An 18,461-nucleotide genomic window follows, 5' to 3' on the forward strand; every position below is an offset into this window, starting at 1 on the left:
CCAAGAGGATTACCGCATGTCGCTTCCGGCCCTGCTCGAACAACGCCTGCGCCTGCCCGTCGTCGCGGCGCCGATGTTTCTGGTGTCCAACCCACAACTGGTTCTGGCCTGCTGCAACAGCGGCATAGTCGGCAGCTTTCCGGCGCTCAACCAGCGTGACAGCAGCGGCTTCAAGGACTGGCTGCAGGAGATCGAAGCAGGCCTGGACAGCGCCGCTGCACCCTATGCGGTTAACCTGATCGTGCACGGCAGCAACCCGCGCCTGCAGGCGGACCTCGCCATCTGCGTTGAACAGTGCGTGCCCATCGTGATTACCAGCCTCGGCGCGGTGAAGGACGTGGTCGATGCGGTGCACAGCTATGGCGGTCTGGTGTTTCACGACGTAACCACCCGACGGCATGCTGAGAAAGCCGCCGAAGCCGGCGTCGACGGCCTGATCGCGGTAGCCGCTGGCGCAGGCGGACATGCTGGCACCTGGAGCCCGTTTGCGCTGATCGCCGAGATCCGCCAGTTCTTCGACAAGACCCTGCTGCTGGCTGGTTGCCTCAATCAGGGCCATGAAGTGCTGGCCGCCCAGCTGCTCGGCGCCGACCTCGCTTACCTTGGCACCCGCCTGATTGCCACCCAGGAAAACGCCGCTTCCGCTGCTTACAAGCAGATGATCCTCGACGCCAAAGCCGCCGACATCATCCACACCCCGGCGGTCTCCGGGGTGCCCGCAAGCTTTATGCGCCAGAGCCTGGAACTGGCCGGCTACGACCTCAAGCAGCTGCAGAACAAAGGCGAGGTCAACTACGGCGAGAAGCTCAAGCCAATGGACGAAGAGGCCAAGGCCTGGAAAACCGTGTGGTCGGCCGGCCAGGGTGTTGGCAATATCAACGACCTGCCCAGCGTCGAGCAGCTGATCGCCCGCCTCGACAGCGAATACCGGGCCGCCCTCAAGCAAAGCCTGCAGTTGCAACAACGCTGGGCGCGATGAAGCGACGCAGCCTGATCGGCATTGGGGCGTTCGGGCTGCTGGCCGGCTGGGCACTGCGCCCGGATGACCTCGGTCAGCCACACACACCTTACTTTGCGGCACTCAACCAACTGCTGCGACGTGCAGGGGCCGGGCTGCCTTTGCTGGTCGTTGACCTGGAACGCCTTGATCAGAACGCCGAGCTGCTGGCTAGCCAGCTCGGTAAACAACTCCCGCTGCGCTTGGTGACCAAATCGCTGGCCTCCACCGGCTTGCTCGACTACCTGGCGAAGAAACTCGGTACGCAGCGTTTTATGGTGTTTCACCAGCCACAGATCAATCAGCTGGCAGTCAACTTCCCCCAGTCCGACCTGTTGCTCGGCAAACCCTTGCCCAGTGCTGCGGCCCTGAGTTTCTACCAGCAACTGCCACAAGGCAGCGGCTTTGTCCCCGCCGAGCAGCTGACCTGGCTGATCGATAGCCAAACCCGCCTGCAGGAATACGCCGCCCTGGCCAATGCTCTCAACCAGCCGCTGCAGATTGCCTTTGAAATCGATATCGGCCTGGCCCGCGGCGGCTTTGCCACTCCAGCAGAGCTCGGCGCCGCCCTCACCTGGCTGCGTAATACGCCCAACCGGCTACGCGTACGCGGCCTGATGGGTTATGACGCCCACCTCGCCCATACGCCGTTCTGGACAGACCCAACCAGCGCCTTTACCCAGAGCGCCGCACGCTACCGCGCATTTATCACCAGCGTCGCCGCATTCAGCGAACTGTGGCCGCAACAACCGCTGCTCAATGGCGCTGGCAGCCTGACCTATGCCCTGCACACCCAGCTCGATACGCTGCTGAATGAAGTCGCGGTCGGCTCCGCACTGCTCAAACCCAGTGATTTCGACAGCGACCTGCTAGCCGCCCAACAAGCTGCCCTGTGGATTGCTAGCCCGGTGCTCAAAGCGTTACCCGGGCAGCTACCGTTTCTCGACGGCTCACAGCAACTGCTGCAGCGCTGGAATCCCAATCGCCAGCAGGCTTACTACCTGTATGGCGGGCAATGGCCAGCAACTCCGGCATCCCCGGCGGGGCTCAGTTATGACTCACTGTATGGACGCAGCGCCAACCAGGAACGCCTGATCGGCTCAACCGGCACAGGTTTACAGGTCGACGACTGGGTGTTTCTCCGCCCGCAACGTTCGGAAGGTCTGTTCGAACTGTTCAACCAGCTCTACTTATTACGCAACGGCCGCCTGGTCGGTAGCTGGTCCGCCAACAGCGCGTGAAGCACCTCAAGAACCCTGCAGATTTGCGCGCAGGCGGCTTGTTTACTGGCCTGCAGGCCGGCTAGTCTGTAGCGCAACTCTACCCTGGCACCGACAAGGACGCCGACATGACCCAAGCCCGCTTCAAGATTGTGTTTAACGGCGAGTTGATGCCTGACGTCAGCCTGGAAACAGCCAAAGAAAACCTCGCGCGCCTGTTCAAGAGCGACCTGACCCGGATCAACTCGCTGTTTAGCGGCGGCAATGTCGATATCAAGCGCGACCTCAGCGAAAACGAGGCCGACCAGTACCTCAAGGCACTGCAGAGCGCCGGGGCCAAAGTGCGCAAGGAACAGGACCTGGCCGCCAGCCTGAGCCTGGTGGAAACCGACGATCACGCTCCGCAGACTCAGAATTCAGCGCCAAGTGCCGCTAGCACCAGCGAAATGATCTGCCCCAAGTGCGGCCACCAGCAAGCCAAAGCCATCGAGTGTTCAGCCTGCGGCATCGTTATCGAGAAATTTATCGCCCGCCAGGCCATGCTCGCAGAAAACTCGCCTGAAGTGGTCAGTGCGGCAGCCACCCCCTACGCCACACCGAAAGCAGCAGTAGCAGAAGCCCTGCCGGAGTTCGGCGAGCTGAAAGCTTTTACCACCGACGGGCGCATCGGTCGTTTGCGCTACCTGGCCTGGTCGATGGTGCTGATGCTGGCCTGCTTGCCGTTGTTCGGCATCGCCGCTGGGTTCTTCGTCGCATCGGAGATTCTCGGAGGTCTGCTGATGGTGGTCGTGGGTATCGCCGTGGCGGTAGTCGGCATCATGATCGGTGTGCAACGGCTGCATGACATCGGCTGGTCGGGCTGGCTGCTGCTGGTCACCCTGGTGCCGATTGTCGGCGGGGTATTCTCCCTGCTGATGTTTATCATCCCCGGCAGCACCGCCGCTAACCGCTTTGGTCCGCCACCACCACCGAATAGCCGCGCGGTGAAAATCCTCGCCCTGCTCTGGGTGGCCATCATCGTCATCGGTATTGTTGCGGCCATCGCCCTGCCTGCTTATATGGGCTACGCCGACGCTGGCCTGTAACCCACTCGCAACCTTGCGCGGTACATGGGGTCGAAAGGCCCCATCACGGAGAACCCTATGACCCGTTACGCGCTTATTACCGGAGCCTCCAGCGGTATTGGCTTGGCCCTGGCTGAAGCACTGGCTCGACGTGGCCGCAATCTGATTCTGGTGGCGCGCCAGCGCGACGCGCTGGAAAGCATTGCCTGCGAACTGACTCAGCGCTTTTCCGTGGAGGTGCTGTTTCGCGTCTGCGACCTTAGCCAGCCACTGCAGGTCAGCGGTCTGCTGCATGAGCTGGAGCAAGGCGAACGCACCATCGACCTGCTGGTAAACAACGCTGGCATCGGCACCTCGGGTCCCTATGTAGCCCAGGACTGGGCTCGCGAACAGCAACTGATCGAACTGAATATCCTGGCACTCGCCCGCCTGTGCCACGCCATCGGCACTATCATGGCCGGCCAGGGCAGCGGACAGATTCTCAACGTCGCATCGGTCGCCGGCTTTCAGCCAGGACCAGGCATGAGCAACTACTACGCGAGCAAGGCCTATGTGCTGCACTTCTCCGAAGGCCTGCGCGAAGAGCTTAAAGCGTATGGCGTCAAAGTCTCCGTACTCTGCCCAGGACCGACCCGCAGTGCGTTTTTCCGCACCGCACAGATGGATGTGCAGGCCCTGCAAGGCAGCAAGCTGATGATGAGTGCCGAGGAAGTGGCCCTGATCACCGTCAAGGCGCTGGAGAAGAACCGCGCGATCATCATCCCGGGCTGGCGCAATCGTCTGATTGCGCTCAGCCCTAGATTAGGACCGCGGTGGCTGGTACGGCGAATCAGCGCACAACTCAATCGCCAGTTCGGCAAGCCGGTTAGGTAGCTAGCCAGCGTTGACCGTGCGTCCGTCCGCCCAGGCACGCAGGGCCGCCAGGTCTTCAGCCATCACCACCGACAGCGGCGCGGTGCTTTGAATGCTCTGCAGCAGCAACGCCTGATTGACCGTGTGTTGCTGGGCTTGCGCGGCATACAGGGCACTGACCACCGCCTGCTCGATCTCCGCACCGGAAAAGCCATCACAAGCGGCGGCCAGCTGGCCCAGATCAAACCCCGCCACATCCAGCTCACGCCGCGCCAGGTGAATACGGAAGATGTCGGCCCGCACCTCCGCGTCCGGTAAATCGACAAAGAACAGCTCATCGAAACGGCCCTTGCGCACCAGCTCCGGTGGTAGCCGCGAGATGACGTTAGCGGTCGCCACCATAAACACCGGCGCCTTGCGCTCGGCCATCCAGGTCAACAGGGTGCCGAGTACGCGCTGGCTGACGCCACCATCGTGATCACCACTGGCCAGGCCTTTCTCGATCTCGTCTATCCACAGCACACAGGGCGCCATCTGCTCGGCGAGCTTCAAGGCTTCACGCAGGTTGCGCTCGGTCTCGCCGAAGAATTTGTTGTACAGGCAGGCAAAGTCCAGACGCAGTAGGGGCAGGCCCCACAGACCGGCAATGGCCTTGGCGGCCAGGCTCTTACCGCCGCCCTGTACACCCACCAGCAGCACGCCTTTGGGCAGATCAACGCCTTTGCCTTCAAGAAAGATGCTTTGCCGATCGCCCAACCAGCGCTTGAGATTGTTCAACCCGCCGACCTCGGCGAAACGCGCGGTGTCGTACTCGAAACTCAACACACCATCGAGATCGAGCAGCTTGAATTTGGTCTTGTTCAGCTCCGGCAGGTCTTCCTGAGTAATCGCACCGTCATCACAGATCACATTGCGCGCCAGCGCACGGGCTTCGGCATGGCTGAGACCACGGAGGTTTTTCACCACTTGCTGCAAGGTGCGGTTATCGGTGCGCACCCGGGCATTGCGGTTACGTGCACTCCAGCCGGTGGCTTCCTCGCGCACGATGGCCAGCAACTCCTCCTCGGAAGGCAGCGACAGACTGAAGCGCGAGGCATAACGCTGCACCTCCGGCGGCAACTTGCAGGCGTGGGAAACCAGCACCAGCGTCGGCTTGCTGGGCTGCTCGTTCATGGCGATTTCCTTGAGCAGGCGCACCAGCTTGGGGTTGTCCTCAAGAAACGGATGCAGATCGCACATCACATACAACGTCGGCTGGGTGTCAGCCTTGATCAGACGCAGTGCGGTTTCCGGCTCCAGGGTGGCGCTGTCGACCGGTTCCTGAATGGAATAGCCCACACGCTGCAAACCCTCGGTCACCGACCACACCTGCAAACCAAGGCTGCGGCGCACGGCCAAGCTGGTCAGGGTTTCCAGCACCCGCGGCTCATCCCAGGATTCGATCAGCACCAGTTTGGTCTTGGAGTCCAGTACCAAGCCCAAATCATGAATATCGTTTTTCACCCACGCTCCTTGTCCACTAAACTCGGGCCTCTTTAAATACCGGCCGGGAGACTGTCCATGGACTGTCTGTTTTGCAAGATCGTCGCTGGTGAAATACCGGCGCGCAAGCTTTATGAAGATGATCAGGTGATTGCCTTTCACGATATCGGCCCACAGGCACCCGTGCACTTTCTGGTTATCCCGAAAAAACACATCAGCACCCTCAATGACCTGAGCGAGGCAGACAAGCCGCTGGCTGGGCATATCCTCTTTACCGCGCAGCGCCTGGCCAAGGAGCAAGGCTGCGAGGAAGGCTTTCGCGTGGTGATGAACTGCAATGACCTGGGTGGCCAGACGGTGCACCACATCCATATGCACGTGTTGGGTAAGCGGCAGATGACATGGCCACCGGGTTGAGTCGTTCCTTACTCGGCGCACTGACCGTGCTCGCCCTGCTGGTCATCAACACTGCGCAGGCACATATGGTTGGCAGCGTATTCAGCGACGCCTTACCCAAGGGCAAGCAAGGGCCACAGTTGGTGGTGGTGCCTGCCGGGCGCTATCTGCTCGGTGATCACAGTGGCCGCGGCAACCATAACGAACGCCCGCTGACTCCGATCGAAATTTCTCAGCCATTTGCCATCGGTCGTTATGAGGTGACGTTCAGCGACTGGCAGCAGTATGCCGAGGCCACCGCGACGCCAATGCCAGATAACGAAGGCTGGGGCCTGTCAGCGCAGCGGCCGGTAATCCATGTGTCCTGGCATCAGGCCGCGGCCTACAGCCAATGGCTCTCAAAGGTCACCGGCCAGCGCTACCGTTTGCCCACCGAAGCCGAATGGGAATATGCCGCCCGCGCCGGCAGCACCAGCTATTACTGGTGGGGCGAGCAGCTCGACAGCCCAGAAACTCGGCCGCGTGCGCATTGCCGTGGCTGCGCCACCTCGCGCCTAATCCAAAGCAAAACCGAACGTGTCGGCCAGTTCGCCGCCAATGCCTTCGGCCTGCATGACACCGCTGGCAATGTCTGGGAGTGGACCGCTTCACGCTTCGCCAGCCCGTTCGATGGCAGTGAGCAACGCAGCGCCGGTTTAATGGATCAGAGCCCGCGAGCAGTTCGTGGCGGCGCCTGGAACAGTGGCCCAACCTACCTGCGCAGCAGCCAACGCGACATGAAGCAGCCGCAACACAAGGACTACGCTCTGGGTTTCCGCGTGTTGCGCGAACTCTAATGGCGCCGACGTGCGGCAAGGCTGCGACGAAACGTCAACAGACCTTCTCCCGCGCGTGGAGTAAACTGAACGCCGTCATCATCGCCGGAGGTCCTTATGGCCAGCGAACGTCACTTCTCACCCGTTGATCGCCTGCTGCTGCAAGCCGATGCCGCCCTGCGCACGTTGCTGCCCTTTAGCGGTCAACCGACGCGGCCATCGCCGGCCATCGTGCAACCGGAAAGCGAGCTGGATGAGCAGCAAGCACAACACATCGCGGGTTTGATGCGCATCAACCACACGGGCGAAGTCTGCGCTCAGGCGCTCTATCAGGGCCAGGCGCTGACTGCCAAACTGCCGCAGGTGCGCCAGGCCATGGAGCATGCGGCCGATGAAGAAATCGACCACCTGGCCTGGTGCGAACAGCGCATCCGTCAGCTGGGCAGCCAACCGAGCATCCTAAATCCGCTGTTCTACGGTCTGTCCTTCGGCGTCGGCGCTGCGGCTGGCCTGATCAGCGACCGGGTCAGCCTGGGTTTTGTCGCCGCCACCGAAGATCAGGTGGTCAAGCACCTCGACGACCACCTGCAGCAGCTGCCTCAGGAAGACCAGAAATCCCGCGCGATACTCGAACAGATGCGCGCGGATGAAGAACAACATGCCTGCAACGCTCTGGATGCCGGCGGCCTGCGCTTCCCGGCGCCGGTGAAGTTCGGCATGAGTCTGTTGGCCAAGGTGATGACCAGCACCACCTACCGCGTATAAGGCTGAATCGGCGGCACAAAAAAGGGCACTGACGTGCCCTTTTGCATTAACGGCGTTATCGCAGCAGGCTACTCGCCCAACTCGATAATTTCGTAGTCATGGGTGATTTCAACCCCGCCGCGGCCCAGCATGATTGAAGCGGAGCAGTACTTCTCGGCGGACAGCTCCACCGCACGTTTCACCTGAGCCTCCTTCAAACCGCGGCCCTTGACCACGAAATGCAGGTGAATCTTGGTAAAAACCTTGGGTTCTTCCGTGGCGCGTTCGGCTTCTAGAAAGGCTTCGCAGCTCTCGACCGCCTGGCGGGATTTTTTCAGGATGCTGACCACATCGAAGTTGCTGCAGCCGCCCAGGCCGATCAACACCATTTCCATAGGGCGCACGCCCAGGTTGCGTCCACCGCTCTCCGGCGGGCCATCCATCACCACCGCATGGCCGCTGCCTGACTCTCCGATGAACAGGGCTTCACCGGCCCACTGAATACGCGCTTTCATTACCCAGGCTCCGCTGTTAAAAAGGGAGGCAGCTTAGCACAGCGCTTTTACTCGCCACCCAGCAGTCAGCGTGTAAAAAAGTTCCGGGCTGAATGTTAGCCAGGTCGCAAAACAGGACCTCGCTACAGAGGGTTTGTTAAGCTGGCGCCTGATTACTGGCACACTTGTACGGATAACTATTATTAGAACTAGCCGCACAACGGCTCACCTTTATACATTCGGGATTCGGGCATGGTAGCTATTACCCTTACACCTAAAATAAAAAATCTCGACAAGCTTCTCGCACATTGCCACCGCCGTCGTTATACCGCCAAAAGCACCATTATCTACGCGGGCGATCGCTGCGAAACGCTGTTCTTCATCGTCAAAGGGTCGGTCACTATCCTGATCGAAGACGATGATGGTCGTGAAATGATCATTGCTTACCTCAACTCCGGCGACTTTTTCGGAGAAATGGGCCTGTTCGAGAAGGACGGAGCCGAGAAAGAACGCAGCGCTTGGGTGCGCGCCAAGACTGAGTGCGAGGTGGCGGAGCTGAGCTACGCCAAATTCCGCGAGCTCACCCAACAAGACCCGGACATTCTCTACGCCCTGGGCAGCCAGATGGCTGAACGCCTGCGCAACACCACGCGCAAAGTGGGCGACCTGGCCTTTCTGGACGTCACCGGTCGCGTTGCGCGCACCCTGCTCGACCTGTGCAAGCAACCCGATGCAATGACTCACCCGGACGGCATGCAGATCAAAATTACCCGTCAGGAAATCGGCCGAATCGTCGGCTGCTCGCGCGAGATGGTCGGCCGCGTGCTCAAGGCTCTGGAAGAACAGGGCCTGGTCAACGTCAAAGGCAAGACCATGGTGGTGTTCGGCACGCGCTGAGTACCAAAGCTGCAGCCATAAAAAAGCCGACGCATGCGTCGGCTTTTTTATGGCTTGATGGTTTCAGTCCACGTCAGGAGCCGCGATCACTCGCTTGCGCTCCGGAAAAAACAGACGTTCTAGCTCAGCCCCCGGATTGTCGGCACGCATAAACGCCTCGCCGACCAGGAAGGCAAACACCTCACTGATTTCCATCAACTCGACATCGGCACGGTTGAGGATGCCGCTCTCGGTGACCACCAGGCGGTCACGCGGAATGCGGGGCAGCAGGTCGAGGGTGGTTTCCAGACTCAACTCGAAGGTATGCAGGTTGCGGTTGTTGATCCCCACCAGCGGCGTATCCAGGGTTTTCAGCGCCCGCTCCAGCTCATCGCCGTCGTGCACTTCCACCAGCACATCAAGATCGAAGGCTTTAGCCGTCGCGGCCAGCTCGGCCATCTGCGCGTCTTCCAGGGCCGAGACGATCAACAGCACACAGTCGGCACCCAAGGCACGGGCTTCAACGATCTGATACGGATCGATCATGAAATCCTTGCGAATCACCGGCAGTGAACACGCTCCACGGGCTTCCTGCAGGTAGCGATCCGCGCCCTCAAAGAAATCGATATCGGTCAGCACTGATAGGCAGGTGGCGCCACCGGCCTGATAACTCTCGGCAATCTCGGCTGGCACGAATTGCTCGCGCAGCACGCCCTTGCTCGGTGAGGCCTTTTTGATTTCAGCGATTACCGCCGGCTGCTTACGCTTGGCCTGGCTGATCAGCGCCTCGGCAAAACCGCGTACCGGATCGGCAGCACGGGCTTGCTGCTCAAGCTCGGCCAGCGAAACAACGGCGCGGCGTGCGGCGACTTCTTCAGCCTTACGCGCGAGAATCTTCTCCAGAACGGTTGGAATACTCACCCGGCATTCTCCTCTTTGAATACAGCGGTAAAGGACACCAACTCCTGCAATTTTTCCCAGGCCAGGCCAGTGTGCAAGGCGTCATGGGCCAGCTGCACACCTTGCTTGAGGCTGCTCGCCAGGTCCGCCGCATACAGCGCCGCACCGGCATTCAGGGCAATCATGTCGGCCGCTTTCTGCCCGGCTTCGCTCTTACGCTTCGTCAGGGCATCACGAATCAGCGCCAGCGAGGCCTCCGGGCTTTCCACCGCCAGGCCGACCAAACTCTGGCTCTTTAGCCCGAGGTCTTCTGGCAGCACTTCGTATTCGGTGATGAGCCCATCCTTCAATTCGGCGACATGAGTCGCCGACGCCAGGCTGAATTCATCCAAGCCATCGCGCGAATGCACCACCAGGATGTGTTGGCTGCCGAGGCGCTTGAGTACTTCGGCCAGCGGCCGGCACAGCGCCTGACTGAACACGCCCACCACCTGGTGTTTGACCCCGGCCGGATTGGTCAGTGGGCCAAGCATATTGAAGAGGGTACGCAGGCCCAGCTCACGACGTGGCACGGCGGCATATTTCATCGCCGAGTGATGCACCTGGGCAAACATAAAGCCGACCCCGACGCTCTCGATACAGCGGGCCACCTGCACGGGCGTCAGACTCAGGTAGATCCCTGCAGTCTCCAGCAGATCAGCACTGCCGCTCTTGCCAGAAACGGCACGATTGCCGTGTTTGGCCACCTTACCGCCTGCAGCCGCAACCACAAAGCTTGCCGCCGTGGAGACGTTGAAGATGTTCGCGCCATCGCCACCGGTGCCGACCACATCCACCACATGATCGAGGGTCTGCAAGTGCACATGGCTGGCCAGCTCACGCATGACCGAAACGGCACCGACGATCTCGTCGATGGTCTCGCTTTTCATGCGCATGCCCATCAGAAAGGCGCCGATCTGCGCATCCGTACACTGGCCCGTCATGATCTCGCGCATGACGTCCTGCATTTCTTCGGTGCTCAGGTCGAGCTGGTTGACCACTCGATTGAGGGCTTCCTTGATGTTCATCAGCGCTGGCCTCCTTGTTGTTTGAGGAAGTTGGCAAACAGCTCGTGGCCCTGTTCGGTGAGAATCGACTCCGGGTGGAACTGCACGCCCTCAATATGCAAGGTCTTGTGGCGCAGGCCCATGATCTCATCCACCGAACCATCTTCATGCTGTGTCCAGGCGGTGATTTCCAGGCAGTCCGGCAAGGTTTCGCGCTTGACCACCAGGGAATGATAGCGGGTCACCGTCAACGGGTTGTTCAGGCCGGCAAAGACGCCCAGATCGCGGTGGAACACCGGGCTGGTCTTGCCATGCATCACCTGGCGCGCACGCACGACATCGCCGCCGAACGCCTGGCCGATGCTCTGGTGGCCCAGGCACACACCGAGAATCGGCAGCTTGCCGGCGAAATGCATAATTGCCTCAATGGACACCCCGGCTTCGGTCGGCGTGCACGGCCCCGGCGAGACCACGATGCGCTCAGGTTTAAGCGCCTCGATCTCGGCAATCGACAGTTCATCATTGCGGATCACATGCACGTCTGCGCCCAGTTCACCCAGGTACTGCACCACGTTGTAGGTGAAGGAGTCGTAGTTATCGATCATCAAAAGCATGGCGGGACTCCTCAGCGCGTGGACGGGTCAGTGACGGTTTGCTCGGCGAGCGCCACAGCCCGGAACATGGCGCGGCGCTTGTTCAGCGTCTCCTCCCACTCCAGCGCGGGCACCGAGTCGGCGACAATGCCGGCACCGGCCTGCACGTGCAGCTCGCCGTCTTTGATCACCGCGGTACGGATGGCGATGGCGGTGTCCATATTGCCGTTCCACGCCAGGTAGCCCACGGCGCCGCCGTAGACACCGCGCTTGACCGGCTCCAGCTCATCGATGATTTCCATCGCACGAATCTTCGGCGCGCCGGACAAGGTACCCGCCGGCAGAATGGCGCGCAGCGCATCCATCGCCGTCAGGCCTTCTTTAAGGTGGCCGGTGACGTTAGAGACGATGTGCATAACGTTGGAATAACGCTCGATCACCATCTTCTCGGTCAGTTTGACGCTACCGGTGCTGGCTACCCGGCCGACATCGTTACGGCCCAAGTCGATCAGCATCAGGTGCTCGGCCACTTCCTTGGCATCAGACAGCAGGTCTTCTTCCAGAGCCAGGTCAGCCTCCTCGTTGGCTCCACGCGGGCGGGTGCCGGCAATCGGGCGCACAGTGACCAAGCCATCTTCCAGGCGCACCAGCACTTCCGGCGAGCTGCCGACCACATGGAAGTCGCCAAAGTTGAAGAAGTACATGTAGGGCGTCGGGTTGATGCAACGCAGCGCCCGGTACAGATCAATCGGCGCAGCCTTGAACGGAATCGACATGCGCTGCGAGATCACCACCTGCATGCAGTCGCCCGCGAGGATGTACTCCTTGATCGCCTTGACTGCATTTTCGTAGTCATCGCGCTTGAAGCTGGAGATAAAATCCGGCTCGGCACCGGCCGGCGCCGCCAGGTCCACACCCAGGCGCGGGGTAATCGGCTGACGCAACTTGTGCAGAATTTCCTGCAGCCGCGCTTGGCCCTGCTCCAACGCATCGGCATCGCTCGGATCAACCAGCACGATGGCGTGCATCTTGCCGGCCAGGTTGTCGAACACCACCACCGCATCGGACACCATCAGCAGGATATCCGGTGTACCCAAGGCATCGGGGTTAACACCCTTGGCCAGTTTGGGCTCGACGTAGCGCACGCTGTCATAGCCAAAATAACCGACCAGCCCGCCGTTGAAGCGCGGCAAGCCTGCCAGCGTCGGCACCTTGTAGCGATCTTTGAACTGCTCGACAAAGGCCAGTGGGTCTTCGCAGTGATGATGCTCCACTTCGACACCGTCGACGCTGACGGTCACGTCATGCTCGTACGCACGTAACACGGTGCGTGCCGGCAGGCCAATGATGGAGTAACGCCCCCACTTCTCACCGCCCTGCACGGACTCCAGCAGGTAGGTGTTGGCCTCATCGGCCAGCTTCAGATAAATGGACAGCGGGGTGTCGAAATCCACCAGGGTTTCGCAGGCAACAGGAATGCGGTTATAGCCGGCAGCGGCTAAACGCAGGAATTCTTCGCGGGTCATGATCAGCCTCGTGGCTTGAGGTAATTCGGTCGAGTGCAAACGCGCCGCTTAGGCGGCCAAGATCAGATCAGGGGCGCCAGCGCCAACGGGCCAGGGCCTTGATGATTTTCATGTCGGTGCTTGCCGACCAGCGCGTGCAGGTAACCACCACGAAGCTCTCTTATTTCAGGCGGGATGTAAGTTCGGCCACACTAGCGCAGGGCAGGACCCGAATCAACCCGCAAAACCCAGCAAAATCAGGGCTCAACCGGGCGCAGCAAGCCACTCAGACAATCCAGCACATGCGCAGGATTCTCCTCGGCAATCGGTCGGCCGTGGTTATAGCCGTAACTCAGCGCCACACAGCGCACGCCGGCTGCTCTGGCCGCCAACACGTCATTGCGCGAGTCACCGACAAACAGCGCGTGCGCAGCGTCCACTCGGGCCAGTTGCAGCACATGCAGCAGCGCGGCCGGATCGGGTTTCTGCTGAGGGAGGGTGTCGCCGCCAACAATCCAGCGAAAATAGCCGCCCAAGCCCTTTTCATCCAACAAGGGCGCAACAAAACGCTCGGGCTTGTTGGTGACAATCGCCAGCTCCACCTGCTGCTCACGCAGCCAGTCCAGGGTCGGCTGTACACCGGTATAAACCTGAGTCAACGCGTGGTTTTCGGCGTAATGCTGCATAAACAGCTCCAGCGCCTGCTCGGAGAGGGCCTCATCTACATGCTCATGTTGCAGCCCGCCCGCCAGGGCGCGGCGTACCAGCACCCGCGCGCCATTGCCGACCCAATTACGCACCTGTGCCACACCCGCTGCCGGCCGCCCCAAATCGCGCAAAGTCTTGTCGATGGCTGCGGCCAGATCCGGCACCGAATCCACCAGGGTGCCGTCCAGATCAAACATCACCAGGCGCGGCAACTCGCCCAGGAACAGTTCGCGCAGCAGACTCATCCGCGAGCCTGAGCCAATTCAGCGCGCATGGCGTCGATCACTGCTTTGTAGTCCGGCTGATTGAAGATCGCCGAGCCGGCGACAAAGGTGTCGGCACCGGCAGCGGCGATTTCGCGGATGTTCTGCACATTCACACCGCCGTCGATCTCCAGGCGGATTTCACGGCCAGAGGCATCGATCAGCGCGCGGGCTTGCTTAAGCTTTTCCAGGGTATGGGGAATAAATTTCTGCCCACCGAAGCCTGGGTTGACGCTCATCAGCAGGATCATGTCGACCTTGTCCATCACGTGCTTGAGCACATCCAGCGGAGTGGCCGGGTTGAACACCAGACCGGCCTTGCAGCCGCCGTCGCGAATCAGCTGCAGCGAGCGGTCGATATGCTCAGACGCTTCCGGGTGGAAGGTGATGTACGTGGCACCGGCCTCGATAAAGTCGCCGATGATGCGATCCACCGGCTTGACCATCAGGTGCGCGTCGATCGGCGCGGTGATGCCGTATTTACGCAGCGCAGCACAGACCATCGGGCCGATGGTGAGGTTGGGCACGTAGTGGTTGTCCATCACATCGAAGTGCACGATGTCGGCACCGGCGGCGAGCACCTTGTCGACTTCTTCCCCCAGGCGGGCGAAATCAGCGGAGAGAATCGACGGGGCAATGGCGAAGGGTTGCATAACGCACCTCGGTGGCATTCACGAAAGGCGCGCATTGTACCCGAGCGGATTCTCAGGCGTCGCTGGGACGATGGTCGGCAGGTGGCGCGGAGGGTGGATGGCGCCTTTTGATCCACCCTATAACGCAGATAAGGAAAAACCCGCCGAAGCGGGTCTTTTGTCTGAGCGCTGCGGGCTTACGCCAGTTCGTCGAAGCACTCGGCGATGATCGCCAGACCACGGTCGAGCAGGACATCTTCCGCGGTCAACGGCACCAGCACGCGCAAGACGTTGCCGTAAGTACCGCACGACAGCAGGATCAAACCCTTCTCGCGCGCCTTGGCAACAATCTGCCCGGTCAGCGCGGCATTGGGTTTGTGCACGTCGCCACCTTCGCACAGCTCCATGGCAATCATGGCGCCGAGGGCGCGCACTTCGCCGATGCTGTTGTGCTTGGCCTGAATGGCTTTGAGGCCAGTGACGAGACGCTCGCCCACTGCTTTACAGCGATCCAGCAGTTGCTCTTCCTCAAACACTTCCATCACTGCGAGGGCTGCGGCGCAGGCAATCGGGCTGCCGGCGTAGGTGCCGCCCAAACCGCCTGGGGCGATGGCGTCCATGTATTCAGCCTTGCCGCACACACCGGCCACCGGGAAACCGCCGGCGATGGATTTGGCAAAGGTGGTCAGGTCGGCGGCAACGCCCATCTGTTCCATGGCGAAGAAGGTGCCGGTACGGCCGGCACCGGTCTGCACTTCGTCAGCGATCAGCAGAATGCCGTGCTGATCACACAGCGCGCGCAGGCGCAGCATGAAATCTTTCGGCGCGACGTAGAAACCGCCCTCGCCCTGCACTGGCTCGATGATGATCGCGGCGATGTCGCGCGGCTCAGCATCGTTCTTGAAGATGCGCTCGATGCTGGCAATCGCGTCATCGCTGCTGACGCCATGCAGTTCACACGGGTACTGAGCGCGGAAGATACCGCCCGGCATCAGGCCCATACCGGCCGAGTACGGTACGACTTTACCGGTCAGACCCAGGGTCATCATGGTGCGGCCGTGGTAACCGCCAGTGAAGGCGATCACGCCAGCACGACCGGTGGCAGCGCGGGCGATTTTGATCGAGTTTTCCACGGCTTCGGAGCCGGTGGTGACCAGCAGGGTCTTCTTGGCGAAGTCGCCTGGCACGCGTGCGTTAACTTTCTCGCACAGTTCAACGTACGGCTCGTAGGCCAGCACCTGGAAGCAGGTGTGGGTCAGTTTGGTCAGCTGCTCTTGCACCGCCGCCACCACTTTTGGGTGCAGGTGGCCGGTGTTGAGCACGGCGATGCCGCCGGCGAAATCGATAAACTCGCGGCCTTCAACGTCGGTTACGGTGGCGTTCTTTGCCGACTCGGCAAAGATCGGGTGGATCTGGCCCACGCCGCGTGGAACGGCAGCGGTGCGGCGTTGCATCAAAGATTCGTTGGTCTTGCTCATGCGGTCCTCGTTAGGAGTGCAGGTTGTTCAGGAGGTGGAAAACGCGTGCGGTCTTCCACCTTATGGATTCAGGCCACGCTTAGATTCCGAGGCACAGGTATTTGATCTCCAGGTACTCATCCAGGCCGTACTTGGAGCCTTCACGGCCCAGGCCGGAGGACTTCATCCCGCCAAACGGCGCGACCTCGGTAGAGATCACCCCGGTGTTGATGCCGACCATGCCGTACTCCAGCGCCTCGGCCACACGGAATACACGGCCCAGATCACGGGCATAGAAGTAGGCGGCCAGACCAAACTCGGTGTCGTTGGCTTGGCGAATCACCTCAGCCTCATTGCTAAAGCGAAACAGCGGGGCCAGCGGACCGAAGGTTTCTTCACGGGCCACGGCCATCTCGGCCGTCACGCCGGTAACGATGGTTGGTTCAAAGAAATTGCCGCCTAAGCTATTGCCGCCCGCCAGCAGGGTCGCGCCTTTTTCCAGGGCGTCGTGCAGGTGGCGCTGCACCTTGATCACGGCGTCGGCGTTGATCAGCGGGCCGGTGGTTATGCCCTCGTCCATGCCGTTGCCGACCTTGAGCTTGGCCACTGCGGCTTGCAGCTTGGCGGCGAAGGCGTCATACACACCGTCCTGAATGTACAGGCGGTTGGCGCATACGCAGGTCTGCCCGGCGTTACGGTACTTGGAGATGATCGCCCCTTCCACGGCGGCATCCAGGTCGGCGTCGTCGAAGACGATAAACGGCGCGTTGCCGCCCAGCTCCAGTGAGAGTTTTTTCAACGTCGGCGCGCACTGCTGCATCAGTTTGATGCCCACGCCGGTGGAGCCGGTGAAGCTCAGCTTGCGCACGATGGGGTTGTCGCACAGCTCAGCGCCGACGTCGCGGCTGGCGTCCACGTCCGCCGGAATCACGCTGAGCAAGCCGGCCGGAATGCCTGCTTGCTCGGCCAGCGCTGCCAGCGCCAGCGCGGAGAACGGCGTTTGCGGCGCAGGTTTGAGTACCATCGCGCAGCCCACGGCCAGCGCCGGTGCGGCTTTGCGGGTGATCATCGCGCTGGGAAAATTCCACGGGGTGATGGCTGCCGTCACGCCCACGGGTTCTTTTTGCACCAGGATGCGCTTATCGCCGGCATGGGCGGGAATCACATCGCCGTAGGCGCGCTTGGCTTCTTCGGCAAACCATTCGATAAACGAAGCCGCGTAGGCAATCTCGCCACGGGCCTCGGCCAAGGGTTTGCCTTGCTCGGCAGTCATGATCCGCGCCAGGTCTTCTTGGTTGGCCAGGATCAGGTTGAACCACTGGCGCAGACGATTGGCCCGCTCCTTGGCCGTCAGAGCCCGCCAAGCCGGTTGCGCGATTTGTGCTGCTTCAATGGCGCGACGGGTTTCGGCGCGACCCATATTCGGCACGCTGCCGATCACTTCATCGGTCGCCGGGTTACGGATCTCGGTTCGTGCACCGTTGTCGGCCTCACACCACTGGCCGTTCACGCAAGCCTGCTGGCGCAGCAGGCTGGGGTTATTTAATTGCAGGCTCATGGGACTCTCGTGTTCCGGAGGATTCAGGATGGCTGCTGCGTGCGCAGTTTCTCGCTACGGCCACGCAGCCACTCCAGGGTCAGCAACAGCAGGATGGAGAAACCGATCAGCAGGGTCGCCGCAGCGGCAATGGTGGGCGAGAGGTTTTCGCGAATGCCGCTGAACATCTGCCGTGGCAGGGTGGTTTGCTCGGGGCCGGCGAGGAACAGGGTCACCACCACTTCATCAAAGGAGGTGGCAAAGGCAAACAGCGCCCCGCTGATCACCCCCGGCGCGATCAATGGCAAGGTGACTCGGCGAAACGCAGTCAGCGGCGAAGCACCGAGGCTGGCAGCCGCACGCACCAGGTTGTAGTTGAACCCTTGCAGGGTGGCCGATACGGTGATGATGACAAATGGCACACCGAGCACCGCGTGCACCACGATCAGTGACAGGTAGCTGTTGCCCAGGCCCAGCGGTGCGAAAAACAGGTAGCTGGCCACCCCGACGATCACCACCGGCACCACCATGGGCGAAATCAGCAGACTCATCACCAGGGCCTTGCCACGAAACTCGCCACGGGTCAGGCCAATCGCGGCCAACGTGCCGAACACCATCGCCAGCAGCGTGGCGGCCGGGGCAATGATCAAGCTGTTTTTCAGCGAGCGCATCCACTCAGCCGAGGTGAAGAAGTCCTCATACCAGCGCAGAGAAAATCCCTGCAGCGGGTACACCAGAAAGCTGCCGGAGTTGAACGACAGCGGGATGATCACCAACACGGGCAGAATCAGAAACAGCAACACCAACGCACAGAGGGTGCGCAGGCTGTAGTGCCAGATGCGCTCGATGGGGGACATATACGGGCTGAGCATGACGGTTT

19 protein-coding genes are annotated in these 18,461 nt (G+C 61.1%); 8 read left to right on the forward strand and 11 right to left on the reverse strand.

Going from position 1 to position 18,461, the window contains the following annotated elements:
• Positions 1-16 precede the first annotated feature (16 nt).
• The 4 genes from ALTER154_RS19045 (at position 17) to ALTER154_RS19060 (ending at position 4,154) form a co-directional block, all read left to right on the forward strand.
• Positions 17-979, forward strand: a complete 963-nt coding sequence (locus ALTER154_RS19045; protein ID WP_160089384.1) for a nitronate monooxygenase family protein — start codon at positions 17-19, stop codon at positions 977-979.
• On the forward strand, positions 976-2,238 hold the full coding sequence (locus tag ALTER154_RS19050; RefSeq protein ID WP_160089386.1) for an alanine racemase: 1,263 nt from the start codon (positions 976-978) through the stop codon (positions 2,236-2,238). The genes ALTER154_RS19045 and ALTER154_RS19050 overlap by 4 nt, the downstream gene beginning before the upstream one ends.
• A 107-nt stretch (positions 2,239-2,345) precedes the next feature.
• Positions 2,346-3,302: a DUF805 domain-containing protein gene (locus tag ALTER154_RS19055; protein WP_160089388.1), complete on the forward strand. Its 957-nt coding sequence runs from the start codon at positions 2,346-2,348 to the stop codon at positions 3,300-3,302.
• A gap of 57 nt (positions 3,303-3,359) precedes the next feature.
• Positions 3,360-4,154, forward strand: coding sequence for an SDR family oxidoreductase (locus tag ALTER154_RS19060; RefSeq protein ID WP_160089390.1), 795 nt, complete (start codon positions 3,360-3,362; stop codon positions 4,152-4,154).
• On the opposite strand, the gene ALTER154_RS19065 is transcribed toward ALTER154_RS19060, so the two are convergent.
• Positions 4,155-5,636 (reverse strand): AAA family ATPase, encoded by a 1,482-nt coding sequence (locus ALTER154_RS19065; protein WP_160089392.1) that lies wholly within the window; start codon positions 5,634-5,636, stop codon positions 4,155-4,157.
• 57 nt (positions 5,637-5,693) lie between these two features.
• Here ALTER154_RS19065 and ALTER154_RS19070 point away from each other — a divergent pair, with 57 nt between their 5' ends.
• The 3 genes from ALTER154_RS19070 to coq7 all read left to right on the forward strand — a co-directional run bounded on the left by ALTER154_RS19070 (position 5,694) and on the right by coq7 (position 7,591).
• Entirely contained in the window at positions 5,694-6,032 is a 339-nt protein-coding gene (locus ALTER154_RS19070) for a histidine triad nucleotide-binding protein (RefSeq protein WP_160089394.1), read from the forward strand.
• The gene (locus ALTER154_RS19075; protein WP_160089396.1) at positions 6,017-6,847 is read left to right on the forward strand and encodes a formylglycine-generating enzyme family protein; all 831 of its coding nucleotides are present in this window, start codon (positions 6,017-6,019) and stop codon (positions 6,845-6,847) included. The genes ALTER154_RS19070 and ALTER154_RS19075 overlap by 16 nt, the downstream gene beginning before the upstream one ends.
• 96 nt (positions 6,848-6,943) lie before the next feature.
• A complete protein-coding gene (coq7, locus tag ALTER154_RS19080; protein ID WP_160089398.1) occupies positions 6,944-7,591 on the forward strand; it encodes a 2-polyprenyl-3-methyl-6-methoxy-1,4-benzoquinone monooxygenase in 648 nt (215 codons plus the stop codon).
• Positions 7,592-7,659: 68 nt separating this feature from the next.
• On the opposite strand, the gene ALTER154_RS19085 is transcribed toward coq7, so the two are convergent.
• Positions 7,660-8,085, reverse strand: a complete 426-nt coding sequence (locus tag ALTER154_RS19085; RefSeq protein ID WP_160089400.1) for an OsmC family protein — start codon at positions 8,083-8,085, stop codon at positions 7,660-7,662.
• A 231-nt stretch (positions 8,086-8,316) separates the two neighbouring features.
• Here ALTER154_RS19085 and crp point away from each other — a divergent pair, with 231 nt between their 5' ends.
• On the forward strand, positions 8,317-8,961 hold the full coding sequence (crp, locus tag ALTER154_RS19090) for a cAMP-activated global transcriptional regulator CRP (protein ID WP_090256093.1): 645 nt from the start codon (positions 8,317-8,319) through the stop codon (positions 8,959-8,961).
• 63 nt (positions 8,962-9,024) lie between these two features.
• Here the strand turns inward: crp and trpC are convergent, their stop codons facing one another.
• From trpC to ALTER154_RS19135, 9 genes are all read right to left on the reverse strand, one after another.
• Positions 9,025-9,861 carry an indole-3-glycerol phosphate synthase TrpC gene (gene trpC, locus ALTER154_RS19095; protein ID WP_160089402.1) on the reverse strand — a complete coding sequence of 279 codons (837 nt, stop codon included), beginning with the start codon at positions 9,859-9,861 and terminating at the stop codon, positions 9,025-9,027.
• Positions 9,858-10,907, reverse strand: a complete 1,050-nt coding sequence (trpD, locus tag ALTER154_RS19100) for an anthranilate phosphoribosyltransferase (protein ID WP_160089404.1) — start codon at positions 10,905-10,907, stop codon at positions 9,858-9,860. The genes trpC and trpD overlap by 4 nt, the downstream gene beginning before the upstream one ends.
• On the reverse strand, positions 10,907-11,500 hold the full coding sequence (locus tag ALTER154_RS19105) for an aminodeoxychorismate/anthranilate synthase component II (RefSeq protein WP_090256090.1): 594 nt from the start codon (positions 11,498-11,500) through the stop codon (positions 10,907-10,909). The genes trpD and ALTER154_RS19105 overlap by 1 nt, the downstream gene beginning before the upstream one ends.
• Positions 11,501-11,511: 11 nt before the next feature.
• Positions 11,512-13,005: an anthranilate synthase component I gene (trpE, locus tag ALTER154_RS19110; RefSeq protein WP_160089406.1), complete on the reverse strand. Its 1,494-nt coding sequence runs from the start codon at positions 13,003-13,005 to the stop codon at positions 11,512-11,514.
• 236 nt (positions 13,006-13,241) lie between these two features.
• Positions 13,242-13,937, reverse strand: a complete 696-nt coding sequence (locus ALTER154_RS19115) for a phosphoglycolate phosphatase (protein WP_160089408.1) — start codon at positions 13,935-13,937, stop codon at positions 13,242-13,244.
• On the reverse strand, positions 13,934-14,608 hold the full coding sequence (gene rpe, locus ALTER154_RS19120) for a ribulose-phosphate 3-epimerase (RefSeq protein ID WP_090256087.1): 675 nt from the start codon (positions 14,606-14,608) through the stop codon (positions 13,934-13,936). Before rpe ends, ALTER154_RS19115 begins: the two co-directional genes overlap by 4 nt.
• Positions 14,609-14,784: 176 nt before the next feature.
• Complete coding sequence (gene gabT, locus ALTER154_RS19125; protein WP_160089410.1) at positions 14,785-16,065, reverse strand: 4-aminobutyrate--2-oxoglutarate transaminase; 1,281 nt, start codon at positions 16,063-16,065, stop codon at positions 14,785-14,787.
• Between the two features lie 79 nt (positions 16,066-16,144).
• Positions 16,145-17,602, reverse strand: coding sequence for an NADP-dependent succinate-semialdehyde dehydrogenase (gene gabD, locus ALTER154_RS19130; protein ID WP_160089412.1), 1,458 nt, complete (start codon positions 17,600-17,602; stop codon positions 16,145-16,147).
• Positions 17,603-17,625: 23 nt separating this feature from the next.
• Complete coding sequence (locus ALTER154_RS19135; protein WP_160089414.1) at positions 17,626-18,453, reverse strand: ABC transporter permease; 828 nt, start codon at positions 18,451-18,453, stop codon at positions 17,626-17,628.
• Positions 18,454-18,461: the final 8 nt, after the last annotated feature.

This window comes from Pseudomonas sp. 9AZ (assembly GCF_902506525.1).
Lineage (GTDB): Bacteria > Pseudomonadota > Gammaproteobacteria > Pseudomonadales > Pseudomonadaceae > Aquipseudomonas > Aquipseudomonas peli.